This window comes from Lactobacillus sp., from assembly GCF_051893255.1.
Lineage (GTDB): Bacteria > Bacillota > Bacilli > Lactobacillales > Lactobacillaceae > Lactobacillus.
Genome location: NZ_JBJFHB010000073.1, coordinates 1 through 24,809, shown reverse-complemented (window position 1 = coordinate 24,809; position 24,809 = coordinate 1). Strand labels below are relative to the sequence as shown.

The 24,809-nt window shown below is 50.4% G+C and carries 20 protein-coding genes, 1 tRNA gene and 1 pseudogene; all 22 read left to right on the top strand.

All coding sequences use genetic code 11. The features are described 5' to 3' along the window. Positions 1-211 (top strand): annotated as a pseudogene (locus tag ACI4WN_RS06900) (IS110 family transposase); the annotation flags it as partial. A 361-nt stretch (positions 212-572) separates the two neighbouring features. After that, positions 573-728, top strand: coding sequence for a hypothetical protein (locus tag ACI4WN_RS06895; RefSeq protein ID WP_439777542.1), 156 nt, complete (start codon positions 573-575; stop codon positions 726-728). A gap of 140 nt (positions 729-868) precedes the next feature. After that, entirely contained in the window at positions 869-3,529 is a 2,661-nt protein-coding gene (locus tag ACI4WN_RS06890; RefSeq protein ID WP_439777541.1) for a calcium-translocating P-type ATPase, PMCA-type, read from the top strand. A gap of 134 nt (positions 3,530-3,663) precedes the next feature. Beyond that, entirely contained in the window at positions 3,664-4,509 is an 846-nt protein-coding gene (locus ACI4WN_RS06885) for a PRD domain-containing protein (protein ID WP_439777540.1), read from the top strand. 311 nt (positions 4,510-4,820) lie between these two features. Beyond that, a complete protein-coding gene (locus ACI4WN_RS06880; RefSeq protein ID WP_439777539.1) occupies positions 4,821-6,743 on the top strand; it encodes a beta-glucoside-specific PTS transporter subunit IIABC in 1,923 nt (640 codons plus the stop codon). 69 nt (positions 6,744-6,812) lie between these two features. Beyond that, positions 6,813-8,288: a glycoside hydrolase family 1 protein gene (locus ACI4WN_RS06875; RefSeq protein WP_439777538.1), complete on the top strand. Its 1,476-nt coding sequence runs from the start codon at positions 6,813-6,815 to the stop codon at positions 8,286-8,288. A gap of 156 nt (positions 8,289-8,444) precedes the next feature. Next, positions 8,445-9,932 carry a glycoside hydrolase family 1 protein gene (locus tag ACI4WN_RS06870; protein WP_439777537.1) on the top strand — a complete coding sequence of 496 codons (1,488 nt, stop codon included), beginning with the start codon at positions 8,445-8,447 and terminating at the stop codon, positions 9,930-9,932. A 25-nt stretch (positions 9,933-9,957) separates the two neighbouring features. Further along, a complete protein-coding gene (locus tag ACI4WN_RS06865; protein WP_439777536.1) occupies positions 9,958-10,410 on the top strand; it encodes a SprT family protein in 453 nt (150 codons plus the stop codon). Positions 10,411-10,453: 43 nt separating this feature from the next. Further along, a tRNA-Leu gene (locus tag ACI4WN_RS06860) sits at positions 10,454-10,539 on the top strand. Positions 10,540-10,651: 112 nt separating this feature from the next. Then, a complete protein-coding gene (locus ACI4WN_RS06855) occupies positions 10,652-11,257 on the top strand; it encodes an ECF transporter S component (protein WP_439777535.1) in 606 nt (201 codons plus the stop codon). Between the two features lie 18 nt (positions 11,258-11,275). Further along, positions 11,276-11,923: a glycoside hydrolase family 73 protein gene (locus ACI4WN_RS06850; protein WP_154486163.1), complete on the top strand. Its 648-nt coding sequence runs from the start codon at positions 11,276-11,278 to the stop codon at positions 11,921-11,923. Positions 11,924-12,001: 78 nt separating this feature from the next. Beyond that, a complete protein-coding gene (gene pcrA / locus ACI4WN_RS06845) occupies positions 12,002-14,224 on the top strand; it encodes a DNA helicase PcrA (protein ID WP_439777534.1) in 2,223 nt (740 codons plus the stop codon). Between the two features lie 12 nt (positions 14,225-14,236). Next, complete coding sequence (gene ligA / locus ACI4WN_RS06840; protein WP_439777533.1) at positions 14,237-16,231, top strand: NAD-dependent DNA ligase LigA; 1,995 nt, start codon at positions 14,237-14,239, stop codon at positions 16,229-16,231. 25 nt (positions 16,232-16,256) lie between these two features. After that, positions 16,257-17,402 carry a CamS family sex pheromone protein gene (locus tag ACI4WN_RS06835; protein ID WP_439777532.1) on the top strand — a complete coding sequence of 382 codons (1,146 nt, stop codon included), beginning with the start codon at positions 16,257-16,259 and terminating at the stop codon, positions 17,400-17,402. A 12-nt stretch (positions 17,403-17,414) separates the two neighbouring features. Beyond that, positions 17,415-17,720, top strand: a complete 306-nt coding sequence (gatC, locus tag ACI4WN_RS06830; protein WP_008460309.1) for an Asp-tRNA(Asn)/Glu-tRNA(Gln) amidotransferase subunit GatC — start codon at positions 17,415-17,417, stop codon at positions 17,718-17,720. Further along, a complete protein-coding gene (gene gatA / locus ACI4WN_RS06825; RefSeq protein WP_439777531.1) occupies positions 17,720-19,165 on the top strand; it encodes an Asp-tRNA(Asn)/Glu-tRNA(Gln) amidotransferase subunit GatA in 1,446 nt (481 codons plus the stop codon). The genes gatC and gatA overlap by 1 nt, the downstream gene beginning before the upstream one ends. A gap of 5 nt (positions 19,166-19,170) precedes the next feature. Continuing rightward, positions 19,171-20,601: an Asp-tRNA(Asn)/Glu-tRNA(Gln) amidotransferase subunit GatB gene (gatB, locus tag ACI4WN_RS06820; RefSeq protein ID WP_009558052.1), complete on the top strand. Its 1,431-nt coding sequence runs from the start codon at positions 19,171-19,173 to the stop codon at positions 20,599-20,601. Positions 20,602-20,633: 32 nt separating this feature from the next. Continuing rightward, positions 20,634-21,560 (top strand): diacylglycerol kinase family lipid kinase, encoded by a 927-nt coding sequence (locus ACI4WN_RS06815; RefSeq protein ID WP_439777530.1) that lies wholly within the window; start codon positions 20,634-20,636, stop codon positions 21,558-21,560. Between the two features lie 71 nt (positions 21,561-21,631). Continuing rightward, positions 21,632-22,342 (top strand): TMEM175 family protein, encoded by a 711-nt coding sequence (locus ACI4WN_RS06810; protein WP_154486157.1) that lies wholly within the window; start codon positions 21,632-21,634, stop codon positions 22,340-22,342. A gap of 6 nt (positions 22,343-22,348) precedes the next feature. Beyond that, positions 22,349-23,695 (top strand): 23S rRNA (uracil(1939)-C(5))-methyltransferase RlmD, encoded by a 1,347-nt coding sequence (gene rlmD, locus ACI4WN_RS06805; protein WP_439777529.1) that lies wholly within the window; start codon positions 22,349-22,351, stop codon positions 23,693-23,695. Between the two features lie 465 nt (positions 23,696-24,160). Further along, positions 24,161-24,316, top strand: a complete 156-nt coding sequence (locus ACI4WN_RS06800; RefSeq protein WP_439777528.1) for an AbrB family transcriptional regulator — start codon at positions 24,161-24,163, stop codon at positions 24,314-24,316. Between the two features lie 22 nt (positions 24,317-24,338). Continuing rightward, positions 24,339-24,770, top strand: a complete 432-nt coding sequence (locus tag ACI4WN_RS06795; protein WP_439777527.1) for a GyrI-like domain-containing protein — start codon at positions 24,339-24,341, stop codon at positions 24,768-24,770. Positions 24,771-24,809: the final 39 nt, after the last annotated feature.

Below are 24,809 nucleotides of genomic sequence, written 5' to 3'. Positions count from 1 at the left end.
AACTGGTAACAGGTATCTAAGATATTATTTAGTTGAAGCTGCCAACTTAATAAGACTAAGAGATCCTGTTTTTGCCCAGTATTACCGAAAGAAGTATGACGAAGCAACTTTTTCCTCGCATAAACGAGCTTGCGTATTAACTGCAAGAAAATTAATTAGGGTCATTTTCATTTTGCTCAAAAATGGCCAAATCTATCGAACACCGAGGTGATTGGTCTAAAAATAAAACACTGTTTTTAATCAAACTTTGAAAAAAATCCCTTTAGGTAGGGCTTAGTTTCGTGCACTCAAATTTCAGGTTTCAAACAAACTTTTACTCGAATTATTTTTCAATTTCGTCTTGACTTATTACCACATGGCTGCTCGCCGATCGCCCTTAGTTGAGTAAGATCATGAGCAGCTTTTTTCTTACTTGAGTAAACTTGTGTGCAATCAATTTGCTAGTTGACATAGTTTTTGTGCACGGTTTGGTTTTGGTTGAGTAAGTTCGTGAGCAGCATTTTCCGCAGTTGAGTAAATTCGTGTGCAGCAAGAATTACGGTTGAAAAATTATTTTTTAAAAAAGGCTCAAAATGATCTCAACCGAAGCGATGCTGCTGCCCAAAATGATCGCCGCCTCAACCCAGCTCCCGCGTCTCACCCCGTCCCCCAAAAAAATCTTCCTTGTTAAACCACCCCATTTTTGGTATATTAAAGATGAAAATGATTATTCAATCATAAGGGAGTAACGGCAAGCCTAACCAGACTTGCGACAAGACCAACAGCCGAAGGCACTGCGCCTTCTGGGCTTGTCTTAATTAGTGAGACTTATGTGCCAGCGGCTAAGCCGGGGCACGTAAGTCTCTTTTTTCATAAGGAGGTAGAAAAAATGGCTAAGACCTACTACAAGCAGGATATCCCCAGCTTGCTGGCCGAGTTCGACACCGACACCAACAAGGGGCTATCTGACAGCAGCGCTAAAGAGCGCTTAGCCAAATACGGGGCCAACGCCCTTGCTGGCAAAAAGAAGCGGTCAATGTTTGCCCGCTTCATTGACCAGTTCAAAGATTTGATGATCATCGTCTTGCTGGTCGCCGCCGCTTTGTCCGGCGCGGTGGCCCAGGAATGGACCGACGCCGGTATCATCTTGATCGTCGTTTTGCTGAACGCCATTCTCGGCGTCATCCAAGAAGCTCGGTCTGAAGCGGCGATTGAGGCCTTGAAGGACATGTCAACGCCGAGCGCCAAGGTCCGGCGAGATGGCGCCGTTGTTGAGGTGCCGTCAACCGACCTGGTCCCTGGCGACATCGTCTTGCTGGAAGCCGGCGACGTGGTACCGGCTGACCTCCGCCTCACCGTGGCCGAAAGCCTCAAGATTGAAGAAGCAGCCTTGACCGGTGAGTCCGTGCCTGTTGAAAAAAGCAACGAAGTCCTGCAAAAAGACGACGTGGCCCTGGCCGACCGGATCAACATGGCCTACTCCAGCACCAACGTCACCTACGGCCGCGGCGAAGGGATCGTCGTTGCCACCGGGATGGAGACCGAGGTCGGCAACATTGCCAAGATGCTGAACGAGGCTGACGAAACGGATACTCCGCTCAAGCAAAACCTCAACCAATTAGGCAAGACCCTGACCTACATGATCCTGGCCATCTGCGTGATCGTCTTCATCATCGGGGTCATCCGCAACCCGCAACATGAACCGATGAACGCCCTCTTGATTGACATGTTCTTGACGGCCGTTTCCCTGGCTGTCGCCGCTATCCCAGAAGGCTTGCCGGCCATCGTCACCATCATCTTGGCCCTGGGCACTCAGGCCATGGCTGACCACAAGGCCATCGTCCGCAAGTTGCCAGCCGTTGAAACGCTCGGCGCAACCGACATTATCGCGTCTGACAAGACTGGGACCTTGACCCAGAACCGGATGACCGTGGAAAAAGTCTACTACGACGGCATTTTACACGATTCTAGCGACGACATCGACCTGGCCAACCCAGCTATGATCACCATGCTGCTGGCCAACGACACCAAGATCCAAGACGGGGGTGAACTCCTCGGTGACCCAACCGAAACGGCCCTGGTCCAATATGGCTTCCACAAGAACTTGAAAGTCCTGGATTTTTTAAGCGAGCACCCAAGAGTGGAAGAAGTGCCATTTGACTCTGAACGCAAGCTGATGAGTACTGTCAACAAGTACAACGGCCGCTTCATGGTCGCCGTCAAGGGTGCGCCCGACATGCTGTTGGAGCGGGTTAAGTACGTCGACATCAACGGCGACTTATCCGACATTAGCAATAAGCAGAAAAAAGCTATCCTGGACACCAACAACCAGATGGCCAAACAGGCCTTGCGGGTTTTGGCCATGGCCTACAAGTACGTTGACCAGCCTTACGCTGACCCAACCACCGACAATGTTGAACAAGACCTGATCTTTGCCGGCTTAGTCGGCATGATCGACCCTGAACGGCCAGAAGCCAAGGACGCCATCAAGGAAGCCCATGCTGCCGGCATCAGAACGATCATGATTACCGGTGACCACCAAGTTACCGCCCAAGCCATTGCTGAACGGCTGGGCTTGGTTGAAAAAGGCCGAGACGAAGCCGTCATTACCGGGGCTCAGCTGGACAAATTGAGCGACGACTATTTCACCAAGCACGTGGGCGACTACTCCGTTTACGCCCGGGTTTCTCCTGAGCACAAGGTAAGAATCGTCAAGGCCTGGCAGGCTAATGGCAAGATCGTGGCCATGACCGGTGACGGCGTTAACGACGCCCCAAGTTTGAAGCAAGCCGACATCGGGGTCGGCATGGGGATCACTGGGACTGAAGTCTCCAAAGGTGCGGCCGACATGGTCTTGGCCGACGACAACTTTGCGACCATCGTTGAAGCCGTGAAGCAGGGGCGGAAGGTTTTTGCCAATATTCAAAAGGCCATCCTGTACCTGATGAGCTGCAACGTCGGCGAAGTCTTGACGGTCTTCATGATGACCTTGCTTGGCTGGGACGTCTTAAAGCCAGTCCAGCTGCTCTGGATCAACCTGGTCACTGACACCCTGCCAGCCATCGCCTTGGGCGTTGAGCCAATTGAGCAAGGCATTATGAAGAAAAAGCCTCGCGGGAAGAACTCCAACTTCTTCTCAGGCGGCGTAGCCAGCTCCATCATCTACCAGGGGATCCTCGAAGGGGTCTTGGTCTTGACCACCTACGGTTTAGGCCTCCACGCTCTGCCGCACGGATCTAACCCGCACGAAGATGCCTTGACTATGGCCTTCTTGACTTTGGGCCTGATCCAGCTCTTCCACGCAGTTAACTCCAAGTACATCAAGCAGTCCATCTTCCAAGTGAACACCTTGAAGAGCAAGTGGTTCAATATTGCCATTTTGATCTCCGCCCTCGTCATGGCTGCCGTAGAGCTGCCATTTTTGACCAAGGTCTTCGCTGTCTCCGAGCTGAACCTCGACCAGTGGCTGGTGGTCCTAGGCATGGGAATCTTGATGATCCTGATCGTGGAAATCGTCAAGTTTTTTGAAAGAAAAAAGGACCAAAACTAATTGACAAAAGCTTGACAAAAGGCCCGTGTTACCGCTAACATATGTTATTAGACGTGTTACCGGATGGGCATTAGTCTGCACCTTCTCCATTTAAGGGGAAAGTGCAGACTTTTTTATGTGTGAGAGTTAGAGTTATGGAATTTATCAAAAATTACAACAATAATGCGGCCTTGGTCAAAGACGACCAAGGGCAGGAATGGATCGTGACCGGCAAGGGGGTCGGCTTTGGCTTGAAGCCGGGGATGCAGGTGCCTGAAGCCAAGATCGAGCGTCGCTTTGCCTCAGAAAAAGACGAAGAAGTCGAGCCCGACGTGGTGGCCGGCATCACGCCCAAGGCTTTTGAGGCAACCGACCAGATCGTTAAAAAGATGGCGGACGAATACCAGCTCACTTTTACCGGCTACCAGTACTTTGCCCTGGCTGACCACATCGACTTCGCTGTTAAAAGAACGCTGGACGGCGGGGCCGTACCCGACGGGACGGTAGCTTGGGAAGGGACGAAGCTTTTTCCAAAAGAATACCGGATGGCTGAAGAAGCCGTAAAGATTATCGAAGAAACTACCCACATCGAGATGTCCAAGAGCGAGGCCGTCTACCTCATGTACCACTTCATCAACGCTGAATCTGACGGCACCAAATTGCAAGACACGGTCCGCCTGGCCCAGTACATCACGGGGATCGTCAACATCATCCAGTTCCAGTATGGGATGACCCTGGACGAAAGCAGCTTCAACTACCAGCGCTTTGTCGGCCACATGCGGGCCCTGATGGTGCGCAAAATCGTTGGCAGCAAGGATGCAGCCGAGCTGGATCCAGCTATCTTGGCCTTGATGGAGGCCAAGTATCCAGAAGAAAAGGAAACTGTCGACCGGATCCAGACTTACCTGCAAAATAAGGCGGGCTGGACCCTCACGCCAGATGACCGGGTTTACCTGATCCTCCACATCTGGCGGGTCACCCACCGGGAAGAAGAGAAGTAGTCAGAAAAGATTTTTTCAAAAAATCAAAGCTCTCTATTGACACCGCTTCCAAATCCTGGCATAATAAAAGCATCAAAAGACGTGTTACTATTAAATTAGGCATGGGTCTACTACAGAACTAAACGCAATACTTGCTTTAGCCTTAGTAGACTCTTTTTTTATCAATTTTCTAGTATTGTGTGGTGTGTTACTGGTTCGACCAGGCATGAACCCGGCAATGGCTATTGTTAGTTTGTAGCCCTTGCTGGGTTTTTCTTTTGATTAAAACTAAATTCTCAAATCATTTAGTTTAAATTTAAGGAGTTTTAATCATGGCTAAGAATTACGATGAATTAGCTAAAGATATTGTGGCCCACGTGGGCGGGGAAGAGAACGTTTCTTCCTTGAAGCACTGCGTGACCCGCCTGCGTTTTGTCTTGAAAGATGAAAGCAAGGCTGATACGGATTACTTGAAAAAGCGTGACGGCGTCATCACTGTTGCTAAGGCCGGCGGCCAGTACCAAGTGGTAATCGGCAACGAAGTTGGCGACGTTTACGACGCAGTTTTGAAAAATAGCAACATCAAGGGCGTCGGCGAAGTTGCCGAAGATGACGCAGAAGAAGCGCCAAAGGGCAACCTTTTTGACCGCTTCATCGACCTGATTTCCAGCGTCTTCCAGCCAATGCTGGGTGTCCTTAGTGCAGCCGGTATCTTGAAGGGGATTACCGCTATCTTAGCCGCCAGCGGCGTACCAACCACGTCAGGGCTGTACATTCTCTTCAACGCCATGGGGGATGGGATGTTCCAATTCCTGCCATTCTTCCTGGCTTATACGAGTGCTAAGAAGTTCAAGATGGACCAGTTTACTGCCTTTGCCTTGACTGGGGCCATGCTTTACCCAACCTTGACTACCACGGTTAAGTCCACTACCAAGCTCTTTGGGCTTCCGCTCAGCTTGCCAAGCGGCGGCTACTACTCAACGGTGGTCCCAATTATTGTGGCTGTTTGGTTTGCCTCATTAATTGAAAAGTGGACCAAGAAGTGGATGCCAACTGACGTTAAGATGTTCGGTGTGCCATTAATCACCTTGCTGATCTCAATCCCGGTTTCGCTCATGGTAATTGGGCCAGTAGCTAACACCGCTTCAACTTGGGTTGGTAATGCCTTTACTGCAATTTACGGCGTAAGTCCAATTGTTTACGGGATTGTCTTAGGTGCCTTGTGGCAAGTCCTGGTTATGTTCGGTCTGCACTGGGGTCTGGTGCCACTAGCCTTAATGGAAATTGCTCAAAAGGGTCAAGGGGTCATGATCAACGCCAGCGTCATGATCTGCTTTGCCCAAACCGGGGCCTTGGCAGCCATCATTTTGAAGACCAAGGAAAAGAAGGTTAAGGAAATTGCTACTCCAGCTCTGCTGTCTTCAATCTTCGGCGTTACTGAACCGGCTATCTACGGTGTTACCTTGCCAATGAGAAAGCCTTTCATCATGACTTGTATTGCTGGTGCCATCCAAGGTGCAGTCTGCGGTATCTTTGATATTAAGATGTACGCCTTCGGCGGTATGGGGATTTTCGCCTTTCCATCCTTCATCAACCCTAAGACGGGTTCATACGCTGACTTGATCCACCTGATCATCTGCGGCGTGATTGCTTTGGTACTGGGCTTTGTCCTCACCATGTTCACTAAGATTCCTAAGCTTTACGGCGAAGACGATGCAGCCTTGGCCACCGCTGGTGCCCCAGCTGCTACTGCAAGCTCAAATGCAAACGAAACTGTAACTACTGAAACCGCCGCTGCCGGCGTTAAGGCAGAAACCTTGGTATCACCACTTAAGGGTGAAGCCGTTGACTTAAGCGAAGTTAAAGACGATGTTTTTGCCTCAGGTGCCATGGGCCAAGGGGCTGCCATTAAGCCAGCTGAGGGAGTATTGCACTCACCAGTAGCCGGCACGGTCATGATGGTCTTCCCAACTGGCCACGCCATCGGCTTAAAGAGCGAAAACGGTGCCGAAATCCTGATCCACCTGGGCATGGATACGGTCAACCTGCAAGGCAAGGGCTTTGAAACCCTGGTTGAAAAGGGTCAAAGCGTCAAGCCTGGCCAAGAATTGATCAAGTTCGACTTAGACGGCATTCAAAAGCAAGGCTACGACCTAACTTCACCAGTCGTCATTACCAACTCCAAGGATTACGAAAGCGTAAAGGCTGACCTTGGTCCAGTTGAAGTTGGCCAAAATCTGCTAGAATTGAAGTAGCGAAAAATAGAAAGCGATTTAGCTAGTAAGGTTTAGTAAGTTTTTAGAAAAAAGGAGAGTATAAGCAAAATGACTGAATTTCCAAAAGGCTTTTTGTGGGGCGGGGCAACCGCCGCTAACCAAGTAGAAGGTGGCTATAATGAAGGCGGCAAGGGCTTGTCTGTAACTGACGTGCAAACGGCCGGTTCATTAGAAGCACCGCGTTACTTGACTTACACCTTGGATGGCAAGAAGCAAAAGAGTCCGGCTCTGCCAGGCCAAGGCTTGCCAAAGGGCGCTAAGGGCGCGATCTTTGATGATGAATACTATCCTAACCACGTGGCGATCGACTTTTACCACCACTACAAGGAAGACATCAAGCTTTTTGCCGAAATGGGCTTTAAGGTTTACCGTCTGTCCATTGCTTGGACCAGAATTTTCCCTACAGGCTTAGAAGATGAACCAAACCAAGAAGGCTTGGACTTCTACCGCCGGGTTTTTGAAGAACTGAAGAAGTACGACATTGAACCACTTGTTACGATTTCCCACTATGAAGACCCATTGACTCTTAGCGAAAAATACAACGATTGGGGCGACCGCGGCATGATCGATGCCTACGTTAAGTACGCAACGACCTTGTTCAAGGAATACAAGGGCCTGGTTAAGTACTGGCTGACCTTTAACGAAATCAACACCGCCTTGCTGGGCCTGTCAACTTTTGGCGGTGGTGGCAGCGACGAAGACTACCAGCACAACTACCAAAAGCTGCACTACGAATTCGTGGCCTCAGCCCGCGCTGTCAAGGCAGCTCACGAAATCGATCCAAACTACGTAGTCGGCAACATGATCTGCGGGATCGTCTTCTACCCAGGCTCTCCTGACCCTAAGGATGTGCTTTTGAACCGCTACAACTGGGAACAAAACATCTTCTACTGCGGCGACGTTCAATGCAAGGGCAAGTACCCAACTTTTGCCAAGCGCTTGTGGGCTGAACATGACGTTCACCTGGACATCACTGACCAGGACTTAAAGGACCTGAAAGAAGGTATGGTTGACATGTACACCTTCTCTTACTACATGTCCAACATGGTAACCACCCACGAAGTCAAAGACAAGGTTGGCGGCAACTTTGCAGCTGGTGCCAAGAACCCATACCTGAACTACTCAGAATGGGGCTGGGCAACTGACCCAACTGGCTTGCAATACTACCTGGAAACGATCTATGACCGCTATGAATTGCCAGTGATGGTTGTGGAAAATGGTCTGGGCGCCGTTGACAAATTAGAAGATGGCACGGTTCACGACTCCTACCGGATCGACTACCTCCGCCAGCACATCGAAGCCATGGGCAAGGCCATCGAAAACGGCGTTGACCTGCGTGGCTACACCACTTGGGGCTGCATCGACTGCGTTTCTGCCGGTACTGGCCAAATGTCCAAGCGCTACGGCTTCATCTACGTTGACCGCGATGACAAGGGCGAAGGGACGCTCAAGCGGATTCCAAAGGACTCCTTCTACTGGTACAAGAAGGTCATCGCTTCTGATGGTACGGACTTAAGCGATTAGTCTAAAAATCCTCGCATTCTCAAAAACGTTTTTTCTATCTTTAATATCTCAATTTCTTAAATCAAAAACAATTAATCAAAAACTTCAAATTTCACTTAGGCTGGGGCGGGATGCCTCGGCCTTTACCTGTTAAATCAAAAAATAAGGAGCAAAATTATGGCCGAATTTCCAAAAGACTTCCTTTGGGGCGGGGCCACTGCCGCCAACCAATATGAAGGTGCCTATAACCTAGATGGCAAGGGCCTGTCTACGTCAGACGTCATGACCAACGGCAGCCACACCGAGCCCCGCAAGATTACCTGGGGCAAGCCAGCTACAGGTGAAACCGGCTATGTCGAAATGGCTTTTGGCAAGAGCATCAATTTCCCCAAAGACGCCATTCCAGCTGTTGTGGACGGCTACTACTACCCAAGCCACACGGCAACCGACTTTTACCACCACTACCAAGAAGACATCAAGCTGATGGCGGAAATGGGCTTTAAGTGCTTCCGCTTGTCTATCAACTGGGCGCGGATTTTTCCAAATGGCGACGACGCTGAGCCCAATGAAAAGGGCTTGGAATTTTACGATAAGGTCTTTGACGAATGCCGCAAGTACGGGATTGAGCCCCTGGTAACCCTGTCTCACTACGAAACGCCGCTCAACTTGTCCATCAAGTACAATAGCTGGACTGACCGGCGGTTGATCGACTTCTTCGTTAAGTACGCCAAGACCGTCATGAAGCGCTACAAGGGCAAGGTCAAGTACTACCTGACCTTCAACGAAATCAACTGCATGTCCATGATGCCCTTCGTGGCTGGCGGCCTGTTGACCGATGACGACGAATCTAAGGCTAAGGGTGCTCACAACCAATTCGTGGCTAGCGCCTTGACCGTCAAGGCAGCCCGCGAAATTGATCCAGAAATCAAGGTGGGGCAGATGCTGGCCTTCCAGCCATTTTACGCATTAACGGCGGACCCGAAGGACCAACTGGCCGCTTTAAAGGCTAATGACTGGACGCTTTTTTACAGCGACGTCCAAACCGGCGGCCGCTACCCAGACTGGATCTGGAAGGAATACGAGCAAAAAGGCATCAAGCTGGACGACCAGCCAGAAGACTATGAACTCTTGGCTAAGTACCCAGCCGACTTCTTGAGCTTCTCTTGCTACGCTTCTTCGACCATTACCACGCACGATGGCCAAGAAGTCAGCGGCGGCAACTTGATGGGCGGGGTCACCAACCCATATCTGAAGACCAACGACTGGGGCTGGGCGATTGACCCAGACGTTTTGCGGATCGCCTTAAACATCTTGTGGGACAGATACCACAAGCCGCTTTGGATCGTGGAAAACGGGATCGGCGTCAAGGACCAGATCGCTGAAGATGGCCACATCCACGACAAGGAAAGAATTTCCTACCTGCAGCAAAACATCGCCTCCATGCGGGATGCCATTAACCTTGACGGCATTGACCTGATGGGCTACACCATGTGGGGCTGCATCGACTTAGTCAGTGCCGGGACGGGCGAAATGCGCAAGCGCTACGGCTTTGTCTACGTTGACCGCGACGACAAGGGCGAAGGGACGCTCAAGCGGATCCCGAAGGACTCCTTCTACTGGTACAAGAAGGTCATCGCTTCTAGAGGTGCGGATTTAAGCGACTAGCCAAAAAATAGAGTAAAATAGCCTCATGACTGAAGCAGAATTACAAAAACTCGTTGAAGATATTTCACTCAAGTATTTTGGTCGACCTTTTCTTCACCAGGTTAAGATCAACCGCCGGATGAAGACGACGGGGGGCCGCTACCATCTGGATGATCACCATATCGAGATCAATGCCCATTTTTTAGAAGCCAAAAATCGGGAATATCTTCCTGGCATCATCAAGCATGAACTCACCCACTACCACCTCCACCTCTTGGGGTTAGGCTACCAGCATAAGGACCGGGACTTTAAGACTCTGCTCCAAAAAGTAGGGGGCAGCCGCTATGCGCCAGATATCGGCCAAAGGCGTAAGCTGCAGCGCAAGTACCACTACCGCTGCCAGGGGTGCGGGCAGGACCTTTACCGGGTCCGCCGGCTCAATACCAGGCGGTATGTCTGTGCCCGCTGCCGCGGAAAATTCACTTTACTGAAAAAATAGCCTTGCCAAAAAGCTTTTTGCCTGCTATACTATTATCTGTATTGCGGGCGTGGCGGAATTGGCAGACGCGCAAGACTAAGGATCTTGTGACCGCTTTAGGTCGTGGAAGTTCAAGTCTTCTCGTCCGCATGTGTGGGAGTCGTTAGGAATAACGGCTCCTTTTTTTGTTATCCTCAAAGAAAAAACAGTATAATATAAGACAACAAATAAAAGCAAACTAGTTTAGGGGGATCAGTCCAACATGTATGATGCCACGCGCCGGCAAAAAACGCTCAAGATGACGATTACGGCCGTTTTTATCGCCATTTTACTCTTAGAAGCCTTTATTCCCAATATTGGCTACATCACGATTTTTCCGGGATTGCCGGCCGTGACGACCATTCCCTTGACCGTGGCCATCTACGCCTGCTTAATGGGGCCAAAAGCTGGCGCGGTCTTTGGCCTGGTTTGGGGCTTAACCAGCCTCTTTCGGGCCTACACAGCGCCAAATGGCCTGGTTACCATCTTGCTTTTCCAAAATCCCCTGATCTGCCTGGTGCCGCGGATCCTGAGCGGGTATTTTGCCGGCCTAGTTGGCAAATTGCCTTTACAGAAAAAAAGTTTGGCCTATTGCCTCAGCGGAATTACGGCGTCAGTCACCAACACCTTGTTCGTGATCTTGCTGTCAGCCCTGTGGTACGGCAATAATTCTCACCAGCTCTTGGTCGCTTTAGGGAAAAATTCCGGCAACCTTTTAGCTGTGCTATTCGTTGCCTTAGGCGCCAACTGCTTGCTTGAATCAGCCTTTAGCGGTATAGTTACCCCAGTTATTGCCAGCGCCGTCAACAAGCGGCTTGCGCGTCGTTAGTTAGGAAAAAGGTGTCTTATGCCAAGAAGAAACCGCAGTAAGAATCAGCAAACGACCATTACCATCGTCCGCGTTTTTGCCATTGTTTTGCTCCTGATGGGAGCCTTCGTGGCCTTTCGCTACTACCGGCGCCAGGCCTTAGAGCAAGAGCAGGTGCGTCAAGCGGAATTAGCCAAGAAAGAAGCTGCCGCCAAGCTCTTAAAGCAGAAGAAGGACTTTATTAAAAAGGTGGCGCCGGTTGCTCAAAAAGTGGACAAGGGGACTAAGCTTTTGCCAAGCATTACTATCGCCCAGGCCTGCTTGGAGTCCAACTATGGCCAAAGCGACTTGGCCCAAAAGTACAACAACCTGTTTGGCGTCAAGGGGACCAGCAAGACTACCTCAGCGGTCATGACAACCAAGGAATACACCAACGGCAAGTGGGTCACGGTCAAGGCGCGCTTCCAGATCTACGACTCTTATGAAGCATCGATCCGGGCCCACAACCGCCTCTTCCAAGAGGGGACGACCTGGAACAAGAACCAGTATAAGGACGTCTTAAATGCCAAAAACTATCCCGAGCAGGCCAAGGCCTTAGTCACCGATGGCTACGCGACCGATCCCGATTACGCCACCAAACTGACCAACCTGATCGAGCAATTCAACTTAAACCAATACGATAATTAAGCAAACAGCCGCCAATCTTTTGGCGGCTTTTTTTGCTATAATAGGTAAGCAAGATTTTTCCAATGAAAGGGTACGTGCATGACAGAAACAGCAATTTTACAAGGATTAAACCCGCAGCAAGTAGATGCAGTAGAGACGACCGAGGGACCGCTCTTGGTCATCGCTGGGGCTGGCTCTGGGAAGACCTCCGTTTTGACCAGAAGAATCGCCTACCTGGTTGAAGAAAAGCGGGTCGCTCCCTGGCAGATCCTGGCCATTACCTTCACCAACAAGGCTGCCAAGGAAATGAAGGAAAGAGAAGAAAAGCTCTTGGGCGACGAAGCCCGGGACATCTGGATGTCCACCTTCCACTCCCTCTGCGTCCGCATCTTGCGCCGGGATGGCCAGCAGATTGGCTACGACCGAGACTTTTCCATTGCTGACCCGTCAGAGCAGGTGACCCTGATCAAGCGCATTTTGAAGGAACTGGACCTGGATCCTAAGCTCTACCAACCCCGCAGCATCTTAGGCCAGATTTCCAATGCGAAAAACAACCTCTTGACCCCAAGCCAATACAAGGCCCAAGCCGCTAGTCCTTTTGAAAAAGTGGTCAGCGATGTTTACCGCAAGTACCAAGGAAGCCTGGAGCGGGACATGATCCTCGACTTTGACGACTTGATCATGCAGACCCTGGTCCTGTTTAAGGAAAGCCCAGACACCCTGGAATACTATCAAAACAAGTTCCGCTACATCTTAGTTGACGAATACCAGGACACCAACGAGGCCCAGTACGAACTCTGCCACCTTTTGGCCAAGAAATACCAAAACATCTGCGTGGTTGGGGATGCCGACCAGTCCATCTACGGCTGGCGCGGGGCCAACATGGAAAACATCCTCAACTTTGAAAAGGACTACAAGAGCGCTAAGACCGTCAAGCTGGAACAAAACTATCGGTCAACTGGGCACATCTTGAAGGCTGCTAACGCCGTGATCGACCACAACGAAAACCGCAAGGCCAAGCGCCTGTGGACGGACAAGGGCGACGGGGACAAGGTCCATTACTATCAGGCCCAAAGCGACCGGGACGAAACCCGCTTCGTCTTGTCCAAGATTAGAGAAGAAGTCAAGGCGAAAAAGCGCAAGTACCAAGACTTCGCGATTCTTTACCGGACCAACGCCCAGTCCCGGACCATGGAAGAAACCCTGGTTGAAGCCAATGTCCCATACCAAATCGTCGGCGGCCACAAGTTCTATGACCGGAAGGAAATCAAAGACATCATGGCCTACCTGAAGCTGATCGCTAACCCTAGCGACTCCATGAGCTTCAACCGGATCATCAATGTGCCAAAAAGAGGGATCGGGGCTGCCAGCGTAGCGCGCCTGACTGCCTTTGCTGACCAGATGGGGGGCGGGATCTACGAAGCCGCCCGCAACGTTGAGCTGTCTGACGTCTCTAGCGCCGCGGCCCGCAAGATCCTGGCCTTCAGCGACCAGCTGGCCAGCGTAATCGCCTTTGCCGAGACCAACACCGTGACGGATTTGACGGAAAGAGTTTTAGAAGTCTTTGGCTATAATAAGGCGTTAAAAGACGAAGAAGCGCAAGGGTCTCTAGAAGCGGCCACCCGTCTAGAAAACTTGCAGGAATTCCTGTCAGTTACCAAGCGGTTTGACGATAACTACGAAGAAAGTGAAGACAGCAGCCGCCTGAGCGACTTTTTGGCAGAAGTGTCCCTGTTAAGCGACCAAGACGACCTGGAAAGCGACGACAAGGTGACTTTGATGACCCTGCACGCGGCCAAGGGGCTGGAATTCCCAGTGGTCTTCTTGATCGGGATGGAAGACAACCTCTTCCCGCTAGGCCGCGCCATCAAGGACGAAGACCCCAACCAGCTGGAAGAAGAGCGGCGCCTGGCCTATGTCGGCATCACCCGGGCCCGGGAAGAGCTGTATCTGACCAGCGCCTATTCCCGGATGATGTACGGCTCTTTCCAGCACAACCAGAAGTCCCGCTTCATCGATGAAATCAAGGATGATGACTTAGACGTGATCTACTCTGGTCCAAAGCCGTCTCCGCTTGATATCAAGGTGCCTTTTGCTAAAAATAAGCCCGTTTCCATGCCCAAAGCCCAAAAGGCCAAGGGAGCGGTCGGTGCTGAAAAAGAAGGCTGGCACCCAGGCGACCAGGTTGAGCACAAGGGCTGGGGCAAGGGCGTGGTCATCAAGGTTAACGGTTCAGGCGATGATGTTGAATTAGACATCGCCTTTGCCTCCAAGGGCAAGAAGCGGCTTTTAGCAGCCTTTGCCCCAATTAAGAAGATTTAGCAGGTAGAAAAAATGGCTTTAGCAGACGCAAAAAAAGAAGCAGCTGCCCTTAACAAGCAGCTGAAAGAGTGGGCAGAAGCCTACTACACTAAAGACAGCCCGGTCGTTGAAGACAATGTCTATGACCAAAAATATAACCGGCTCTTAGAGCTGGAAAAAGCATACCCGAGCCTGGTGACGCCTGATTCCATCACCCAGCAAGTCGGCGGCGACGTCAATAGCGACTTGCCTAAGGTGGAGCACCCGGTACCGATGCTGTCCATGGGGGATGTTTTTTCTAAAGAAGAACTCGAAGAATTTGACCAGCGGATCCAAAAGCTGGTGGGCCACCCGGTTGCTTATAACGTGGAATTAAAGATCGACGGCTTGTCGCTTTCTCTTGAATACCAAGACGGCAAGCTTTTCCGGGCATCGACTCGGGGCAACGGACAAGTGGGTGAAGACGTGACGGCTAACGTCCGCTATATCCAGGACGTGCCGCAGACTTTGCCGGAAAACTTGACCACCGAAGTTCGGGGCGAGTGCTACATGGGCAAGGAGGCCTTTGCCAAGCTAAACGCTGAGCGGGATGAGCAGGGCGAGGCCACTTTTGCCAACCCGCGGAACGCCGCAGCTGGTTCTTTAAGGCAGCTGGACCCCAAGGTGACCAAGAAGCGCCAGCTCAGCACCTTCATCTATACCTGGATCAACCCGCCTGAAGCAGTGACGGGCCAGCACCAGGCAATCGGCGAAATGGCCAAGCTGGGCTTTCACACCAATGAAAATGGCAGAAGACTGGAAGACCTGGATGCCGTTTTTGCCTACATCGACGAATTTACGGAAAAAAGAGATCGGCTTCCTTACGGCATTGACGGGATCGTCTTAAAGGTTGATGACCTGGCCCTGCAAGAGGAGCTTGGTGCCACCGTCAAGGTGCCCCGCTGGGAAATTGCCTACAAGTTTCCGCCAGAAGAAGCCGAAACCCTCGTCCGCGACATTGAGTGGACGGTCGGGAGAACCGGCGTGGTGACGCCAACGGCGGTCATGGACCCGGTGGAACTGGCCGGCACAACTGTAGCTAGAGCCTCACTTCACAATCCTGATTTGCTGGCCAAGTTAGACGTCAGAATCGGCGACACGGTCAAGCTGCACAAGGCCGGCGACATCATTCCGGAAATTTCTGAAGTTGTCTTGAAAAAGCGGCCAGTAGATTCAACTCCTTATGAGGTCCCAAGCAAGTGCCCTTCCTGCGGCGAAGAATTAGTTCACTTAGACGGCGAAGTAGCTCTGCGCTGCATCAACCCGTCTTGTCCAGCCCAAGTCGAAGAAGGCATTACCCACTTTGCCTCCCGCCAGGCTATGAATATCGCGGGCCTTGGCCCCAAGATCGTCCGCCAGCTGATTGACCAGGGCCTGGTCCACAACGTGGCTGACCTTTACTACCTGACGGCTGATGACCTGGCCGCTTTGCCTCACTTCAAGGAAAAGTCGATCAACAACTTGCTTAATGCTATCGACCAGAGCAAGGGCAATTCACTTGAGCTGCTCCTTTTTGGCCTAGGAATCGACAATGTCGGGGGCAAGGCCGCCAAGCTAATTTCGGAAAAATTTAAAAATATGTCAAAAATCGCCCAGGCAAGCGTGCAAGATCTGACTGCAATCGATACAATAGGTATGACGATTGCTGAATCTTTGACCGCCTACTTTAAGCAAGCAGAAGCACAAAAGCTTTTAGCTGAGCTAAAGCAGGCCGGCGTGAACATGGATTATCTCGGCGCCAGTCCTGAAGAAGCTGAAGACAACTTCTTCAAGGGCAAGACCGTGGTCTTGACTGGCAAATTAGAACACTACTCCCGCAAGGAATTTACCGAAAAACTGGAAGCCTTGGGGGCCAAAGTGACGGGCTCTGTTTCTAAGAAGACGGATTACCTGATTTACGGGGCTGACGCCGGCTCCAAACTGGCCAAGGCCGAGAAGCTGGAGATTCCGCGCCTGACCGAGCAAGAGGCAATCTCGAAGATCGAATAGAATGAAAGATGCAGGATTGATTAAAGTGAAGAAATTTTTCCAGGCAATGGCATTATTGAGCTGCAGCGTCTTTTTGGTGGCCTGCGGCAATTTGAAGAATTCTGACTTAGCCAGCAATTCAACGACGACTTCGACTAGCACCAAGAAGTACCAAACGACTTCAACTTCTGATGGCGACTACTCAGTCCTTTTGAAAAAAGGCGTCTACCAAACCAGTGCAATTTCTGGTCTAGAAGCCACCAACTACGACAACAGCGTGGACGAGTCGGCTATGGAGCGGGGGCTGATCCGCCTGTCCAAGAAGGTCTACTCAACCAAGAATTATGTCATCCAAGAAGGGCAGCAATTAGACGAAACGACCGTCACCAACTGGCTGGGCCGCTACTCTAAGTCCAACAAGGAAGGCCTGAACTTAAAGAACAACGGTAAGACCGGCTCAACCACCCGGAACCCGATCATCTTGCAGCAGATCATGGAAGAAGACTTTTACGTCAAGAGCGGGTCCAGCTACAAGCTGGCCGGCATCAGCCTGTCTTTGGGGCTGAACTCGGTTGACTACTACACTAAGACCACTGGCGGCACGGAATACAGCACCAAGATTTCCTTGGCTACCCGCCGCTCCTTTGGGCAAAAGACGGCTAACACCATCATCAGCCGCTTGAAGGCCAAGAAGAAGTACAAGAACGTCCAGATCATGGTTGGACTCTTCTCTAAGACCGATACCGACTCAATTGTTGGGGGAACTTACTTCTCATATGGGACAGCGGCCGCAAATAGTAGTAAAATAACTAAATGGAATTCTGTGAATGAAAAGACCCAGGTCTTGCCAACGGTTGACAATGCCACTCCGATCAGCGCCAGTGACCAATCCAAGTTCACCAGCTTCAAGGACGACATTGAAAACTACTTCCCGAACGTTTCCGGCGTAACGGCAACCTTGCGTTACTACGATGGCAAGCTGGCTTACGAAAGCATTGCCATCACGACCCAGTTCTACAACTACCTGGAAGTGCAAAGCTTTGCTCAAACGGTCAAGAATCGGGCTAAGAAGTACCTAGGCACCAGCTCGCCTGTCGAAATTACGATTTCCTCGGTCAACGACCCGCAGGCGGTAATTTCTAAGGGCACGGCAACCGGGTCTTACAACATTCACATCTATGGCGGCAATTAGGAGGTTAATTAAGTGGAAAAGGTAACAAACGATACCATCAAGCACGTTGCCAAATTGGCTAAGCTTGAATTTAGCGACGAAGAATTGACCAAGTTCACCCCGCAAATGGGCAAGATCTTGGAAATGGCAGAAGAATTGCAAGCCGTTAATACTGACGGCGTTGAAGAAACCGTTCAAGTAGTTGACCGCGACACTGTCTTCAGAGACGACGTTCCTGAAAAGTGGCAAACTCGCGATGAAATGATGAAGAATGTACCAGACAAGAGCAACGGCTTTGTTAAGGTACCTGTAATTATCGATAAGGATGACGACCAATAATGAACTACTTAAACGAAACGATTGATTCATTAAACGACAAGCTGAAGAAGGGCGAACTGGACGCCAAGCAGCTTGCCAAAGACACTGCTGAAAACATCAAGAAGACTGACGAAAAGATCAACGCCTTCATTACTGTTGATGAAGATGCCAAGGTGGCAGAAGACCTGAACTTTGACAACAAGTTGGCCGGCGTGCCAATCGCCATCAAGGACAACATCATCACTGAAGGCTTGAAGACTACGGCTGCCAGCCACATCCTTTACAACTTTGAACCAGTTTACGAATCAACGGTTGTCGCTAAATTGAAGGCTGCCCAAGCAACCATCATCGGCAAGACCAACATGGACGAATTTGCCATGGGTTCTTCAACTGAAACCTCATACTTTGGCGACACCAAGAACCCTTGGAACTTGAACAAGGTTCCTGGCGGTTCTTCCGGTGGTTCCGCAGCAGCTGTTGCCAGCGGTGAAGTCGTTGCGGCTTTGGGTTCAGACACTGGTGGCTCCATCCGTCAGCCAGCTTCATTTAACGGGATCTTCGGGATCAAGCCAACTTACGGCCGGGTATCTCGTTGGGGTCTGATCGCCTTTGCTTCATCTCTTGACCAAATCGGCGTCATGTCCAAGCGCGTTAAGGACTCAGCCGAAGTCTTGAACGTGATTGCCGGCGCAGACGACCGCGACGCAACTGTTTCTGAAAAGGAAGTTCCTGACTATACTGCCTTCTTGGGCAAGGACGTTAAGGGCCTGCGCGTAGCCGTTCCTAAGGAATACATGAGCGATGCCGTTGAAGCCGGCGTTAAGAAGGCTGTACAAGCCCAAATCGACCTCTTGAAGGAAAACGGCGCCATCATCAACGAAGTTTCTTTGCCACACACCAAGTACGTGGTGCCAACTTACTACATCATCGCTTCAAGTGAAGCTTCTGCCAACTTGGAACGTTACGATGGTATCCGTTACGGCTTCCGCGCTGAAGATGCCAAGAACTTGGAAGAAGTCTTCGTAAAGAGCCGGTCTGAAGGCTTCGGCGACGAAGTTAAGCGCAGAATCATGCTGGGTTCCTTTGCCTTGTCAGCTGGTGCTTACGACAAGTTCTTCTTGCAAGCCGCTAAGGTTAGAACCTTGATCTGCCAAGACTTTGCCAAGGTCTTTGCAGACAACGACGTAATCGTTGGGCCAGTTTCAACCGAAACTGCTTTTGACCTGAACTCAGAAATTTCTGACCCAATCAAGATGTACAACAACGACATCTTGACCATTTCTGCCAACATGGCTGGGATTCCAGCAGCCAGCGTTCCAGCAGGTTTGAGCGAAACCACTGGCATGCCAGTCGGCTTCCAAATTATGGGTAATCGCTTCGATGAAGGCCACGTCTTCCAAGTAGCCGACTTTATCGAACGCAGCAACAAGTTCTATGAACAAAAACCAGCTGGATTGGAGGATTAAGCTAAATGAATTTTAAGTCAACGATCGGTCTAGAAGTCCACTTTGAGTTGAAGACCAAGAGTAAGATCTTTTCACCTTCACCAGTAACTTACGGGGCAAAGCCAAACACGGAAACTAACGTTATCGACTGGGGTTACCCAGGTACCTTGCCAATGGTCAACAAGGAAGTTTACCGGCTTGGTTTGATGGTGGCCCTGGCTACCCACTCCCACGTTAACCCGGTAACCCACTTTGACCGGAAGAACTACTTCTACCCAGACAACCCAAAGGCTTACCAAATTACCCAATTCTTCAAGCCACTGGCTGAAAACGGCTATGTGGAAGTTGAAGTTCACGGGCAAAAGAAGAAGATCCACATCCACGAAATGCACATCGAAGAAGACGCCGGTAAGAACACTCACGGAACTAACGGCTTCTCCTACGTCGACTACAACCGTCAAGGGGTTCCGCTTTTGGAAGTTGTTTCTGAACCAGAAATGACTGACCCAGACGAAGCTGTAGCCTACCTGGAAAAATTGCGGGAAATCGTGCAATTTACTGGGGCTTCTGACGTTAAGATGGAAGAAGGGTCAATGAGAATTGACACCAACATTTCCATCCGTCCAGCCGGACAAAAGGAATTCGGTACCAAGGTCGAAATGAAGAACCTGAACTCCTTTGAACACGTTCGCCTGTCTCTGGCTTATGAACAAAAGCGCCAAGAACAAATCCTTTTGTCCGGTGGCCGGGTACAAATCTCAACCCGCCGGTTTGACACCAACACTGGCAAGACTGTCTTGGAACGTGTCAAGGAAGGCGACGCTGACTACCGCTACTTCCCAGAACCAGACCTGGCTCCATACCACATCAAGAAGGAATGGGTTGACGAAATCGCCGCCAACCTGCCAAAGACGGCTGACGAACGCCGGGACATCTACGTTAACGAATATGGCCTTAAGCCATACGATGCTAACGTCCTGCTCCAAAGCAAGGAAAGCTCAGACTTCTTCGACAAGGCGGTCGCTGCTGGTGCAGATCCAAAGCAAGCTGCAAACTGGATGAACACCCAAGTTAACGGCTACTTGAATGAAAACCATGCTGAACTCAAGGACATTGCCTTGACTCCAGAAAACCTGGCAGCCATGATCAAGCTGATCTCAGACGGCACCATTTCATCCAAGATCGCTAAGAAGGTCTTCGCTGAAACTGTTGCCAACGGCACTGACCCTAAGAAGTACGTTGAAGAAAACGGCATGGCTCAGCTGTCAGACGAAAGCGTTCTGGCCCCAATGGTTAAGGAAGTTGTTGACAACAACCCGCAATCAGTTGAAGACTTTAAGAACGGTAAGGACCGGGCAATCGGCTTCTTGGTTGGTCAAATCATGAAGCAAACTCGCGGCAAGGCCAACCCAAAGGTGATCAACAAGCTCTTGCTGGCTGACTTAAACGCCCGCTAAAGAGAAAATTTTTACAAGGAAAAGGTGTAGCAATGACAAAGCGTGCACGTTTAATTTACAACCCCGTTTCTGGGCATGAGCAAATGCCCAAGAATGTTGCGGATATTTTAGATGTTTTAGAGCAGGCTGGCTTTGAAGCCAGTGCCTTTAGAACCACGCCAGAGCCTTTTAGCGCCCAACATGAAGCCACTCGCGTGTCTAAGGATGGCTTTGACCTAGTTGTCGCTGCCGGCGGCGACGGGACCATCAACGAAGTGGTCAGCGGGATTGCCTTTTTGCCAGAAGAGCAAAGACCAAGAATGGCCATTATTCCAGCCGGGACCACCAACGACTTCGCCCGGGCCTTGAAGATTCCGCGCGATGACATTGGCGCGGCAGCGCGGGTGATCTTGAAGAACAAGGTGCAAAAGATGGACGTGGGCCGGGCCGACTTTGGCGATGGCCAGCACAAGTACTTTGTCAACATTGCTGCGGCCGGTTCATTGGCAGAACTAACCTATGGGGTGTCTTCTGACGTTAAGTCGGCTCTTGGCTATGCGGCCTACCTGATCAAGGGGGCGGAAATGCTGCCGCACCTGACGGAAAACGAAATGCGGCTGACTTTTGACAGTGGCGTTTACGAAGGCAAGCTGTCCTTGCTCTTGCTGGGGATGACCAACTCCATCGGCGGCTTTGAAAAGATCATGCCGGATGCTGAGCTGTCTGACGGCCTCTTCCAGTTGATCGTGGTTAAGCCAAGCGACCCAGGCAATCTTCTGCGCCTCATGGCCTTGGCCTTAAACGGCAAGCACGTGGATGACCCGAACATCATCTACGCCAAGACCACTAGCCTGAAGGCTGAACTGATCGGGGACAACCGCGGCGACAAGCTGTCCGTCAACTTAGACGGGGAAGAAGGCGGCATGTTCCCAGTAACTTTTGAAAACTTAAAGCAACGGATCGAGTTCTACATCGGCTAGACCTGTTATAATAGAGTTTGACTTTGGTCAAACTCTATTTTTATGGAAAAAGAGAAAGTGAAAAGATGGGAATGAAGAACAGAATTAGTCAAAGGGCCTTAGAGCGGCAAGATATGCTAGATCAATTAACGCCAGAGCAACGGGCTGACTGGCAAAAGATGATTGACTACCGGGAAAAAGCCTTAAAAGAGCGCGACAGCAAGCTGGCTGAGCACCTGAATACCTTTAACGATGGGGTGATTGCCATTATTATTACCATCATCGTGCTGGAGATCGCAGCTCCAGTGAAAAGCGCGGACTATCCCGATTTTGCCAAGCAGATTTTCATTTACCTGCTGTCCTTTTTTGTGGTGGCCAACTTTTGGTTTCAAATCCATAAGACCTTCAGCTTTTTTATCAGTAAGGCTAGTAAGCTAACCATGATTGCCGATTTCTGCTTTTTAGCCAGCCTGTCCTTGATGCCAGTGATGACTAAGTGGCTGATGGCTGACTTGTCAGTGATGTCGGTAGTTAACTTTGGGATTGTCTACTTTTTAGTCCAATCCTTCGAGCTCTTGACTGAGCTGTCTGGCATTAGACGGGCCATTCGGCACCTGCAGATTTACCGGATTTTGATTGGACGATACGCGTGGACGCGGCTAATCTGGCTGTTTGCCTTGAACCTGGTCTTTATCGGGATTTCCTTCTTCAGTCCCCGGGTGGGGATGGTCTTATACCTGGCTTTTCCGATCATTAACTTTATGTTTCCAGAACGCAGAAGAGACACTAGAAAGAGTAAATAAAAGAACATGCAAAAGAATCAAATCGTTGAAGCTGAAATTACGGACTTGTCCTATGAAGCCATGGGGGTGGGGCACGTGGACGGGGAAACCGTCTTTGTGACTAGCGCCCTGCCAGGCGAAATCGTCAAGGCCAAGATCTTGAAGGCTAAGAAAAATTTTGCCTTTGCCAAGATCGAAGAGATCGTTAAAGAAAGCCCAGACCGGGTCAAGGTGCCTCTGCGCCAGTCGGTCCAAGGCGGTCTAGCAAGTTTAGCTCACCTCACTTATGACAAGCAGCTGGAATTTAAGAAGCGGCAAGTAGTGGAACTGCTCAAAAAGGCCCACCTGGACGAGATTGAAGTGGCGGACACCCTGGAAAGTCCGCTGAAGACCGGCTACCGGAACAAGGCACAGGTGCCAGTTAGAACGGTTAAGGGGCAGCTGGAGATCGGCTTTTTCAGACGGCATTCTCATGACTTGGTGCCGCTAGAAGACTTTTTCACCAATGATCCTGAAATCGACCGGGTACTGGTAGCAGTGCGCGACATCTTGCGTGAATACCACGTGCCGGCCTACGATGAAGAAAAGCACGCCGGCGAAGTTCGTTACCTAGAAGTGCGCCGGGGCGTGGCGACGGGCGACTTGATGGTGGTTCTGATCTGCCTCCACAAGGACTTTAAGGGCTTAAAGGAAGTTACTGACGCCATTAGCGAGATTGACGGCGTCAAGTCCATCTTCCTCAACCACAACCCGCAAAAGACCAACGTCATTTTGGGCAAGCACGACTACCACCTGTGGGGGAAGAAGTATATCGACGACAAGATTGGCGATTTGACTTTCGAAATTTCCCCGCAGTCCTTTTTCCAAATTAACTCATCCCAAACCCCGCGCCTCTACAAATTGGCCATCGACCAAGCCGACCTTCAGCCAAGCGACATGATCGTGGACGCTTATTCCGGGATCGGGACCATTGGTCTGTCAGCGGCCAAGTACGTTAGAGAAGTCCGCGGCGTGGAAGTGGTCAAGGCTGCGGTTAAAGACGCCAAGAACAACGCGCGCTTGAACCAGATCCACAATGCTAAGTACTACGCCGGCAAGGCCGAAGAACTGATGCCAAAGTGGGCTGACGAGGGCCTGAAGACCGACGTGATCTTCGTGGACCCACCGCGTAAGGGGTTGACGCCAGAATTCATTGACGCGGCAGTCAAGACTGGCCCAGCCAAGGTTGTGTACATCTCCTGTAACCCGGCAACCTTGGTCCGGGACATCCAGCTTTTTATGGACCAGGGCTACCAGACCAGCCTGGTTTCACCGGTTGACATGTTCCCGCAGACGCCGCATATCGAATGCGTGACCGTGCTGGAGCGGAAATAAGTTTTGTATAGGTAAGTAAAAGCATCCAAAAATGGGTGCTTTTATTTTGTTTGGATGTGGTCAGATCTCCTTTGTATATTATCTAGATTTGATGAGGTCTCCTTTGTATACTATCTAGATTTGATGAGGTCTCCTTTGTATACTATCTAGATTTGATGAGGCCTCCTTTGTATATTATCTAGATCTGATGAGGTCTCCTTTGTATATTATCTAGATCAAAATTTTTTCGTCCTAGATCTAGTTGCTATACCAAGGAGACCTCAACTTTGGTAGTTAATATACTAGGGAGACCTTCACTTTGCTAGTTAATATATTAAGGATACTTTTCCCCTTTTTGACAAAGTTGCTTGTATCATTAATAACAGGCACCGCCATAAATTAGTCAGATGAAGATGTAATAAAATCACCCAGCTGGAAATTGGCAAAAAAGCTATAGTAAAATAGTAGTTAAATAGGAGTAGCAACATGAAAGATTTAACCTATGGCCAAAAATTGCCAACAGCTCTAGATTGGGCTAATTTAGTTAAGCACATTCCAGTTGAAAATGTGGTTTCCGACGAAAAAGGTCACTATGATCCGCAAAAGTCGCCCGATTTTCATGACTGGATGGTTAATGGCTAATCGAACAAGTGAGGGACTAGCGATGGAAGTTAGAATCGAAGAAAAAGAGACCTTTACCGTAACTGGGATTGGCAAGGATTTTGCCTTGGAAAACTGCTATAGCCAGATACCGCTTTTTTGGCAAGAAGACAGAGGGGCGATCAAGGGCGTTTTTGGCGTTTGCCTGAACCAGGGGGATAAGATCCGCTACCTGATCGCTGATCCCTACCTGCCATGGGAAAAGGCTGCTAGTGAGTCAGTAACTTTTGCCAAAGGGACCTGGGCCGTTTTCCCAATTAAGGGCAAGTTGCCGGAATCCTTGCAGACGGTCAACACCCAGGTTTGGAACGACTGGGTGCCAAACAATGGCGAGTACCGAGTTCGGGCGGGCTACAGCCTGGAATTGTATGCACCGCCTGCTGAAAAGCCAGAAGACACCTACTGCGAAATCTGGGTGCCAGTGGAAAAGGCTTAAAAAAGCGTACCTCTAGCATATGGCTGGGGTACGTTTTTT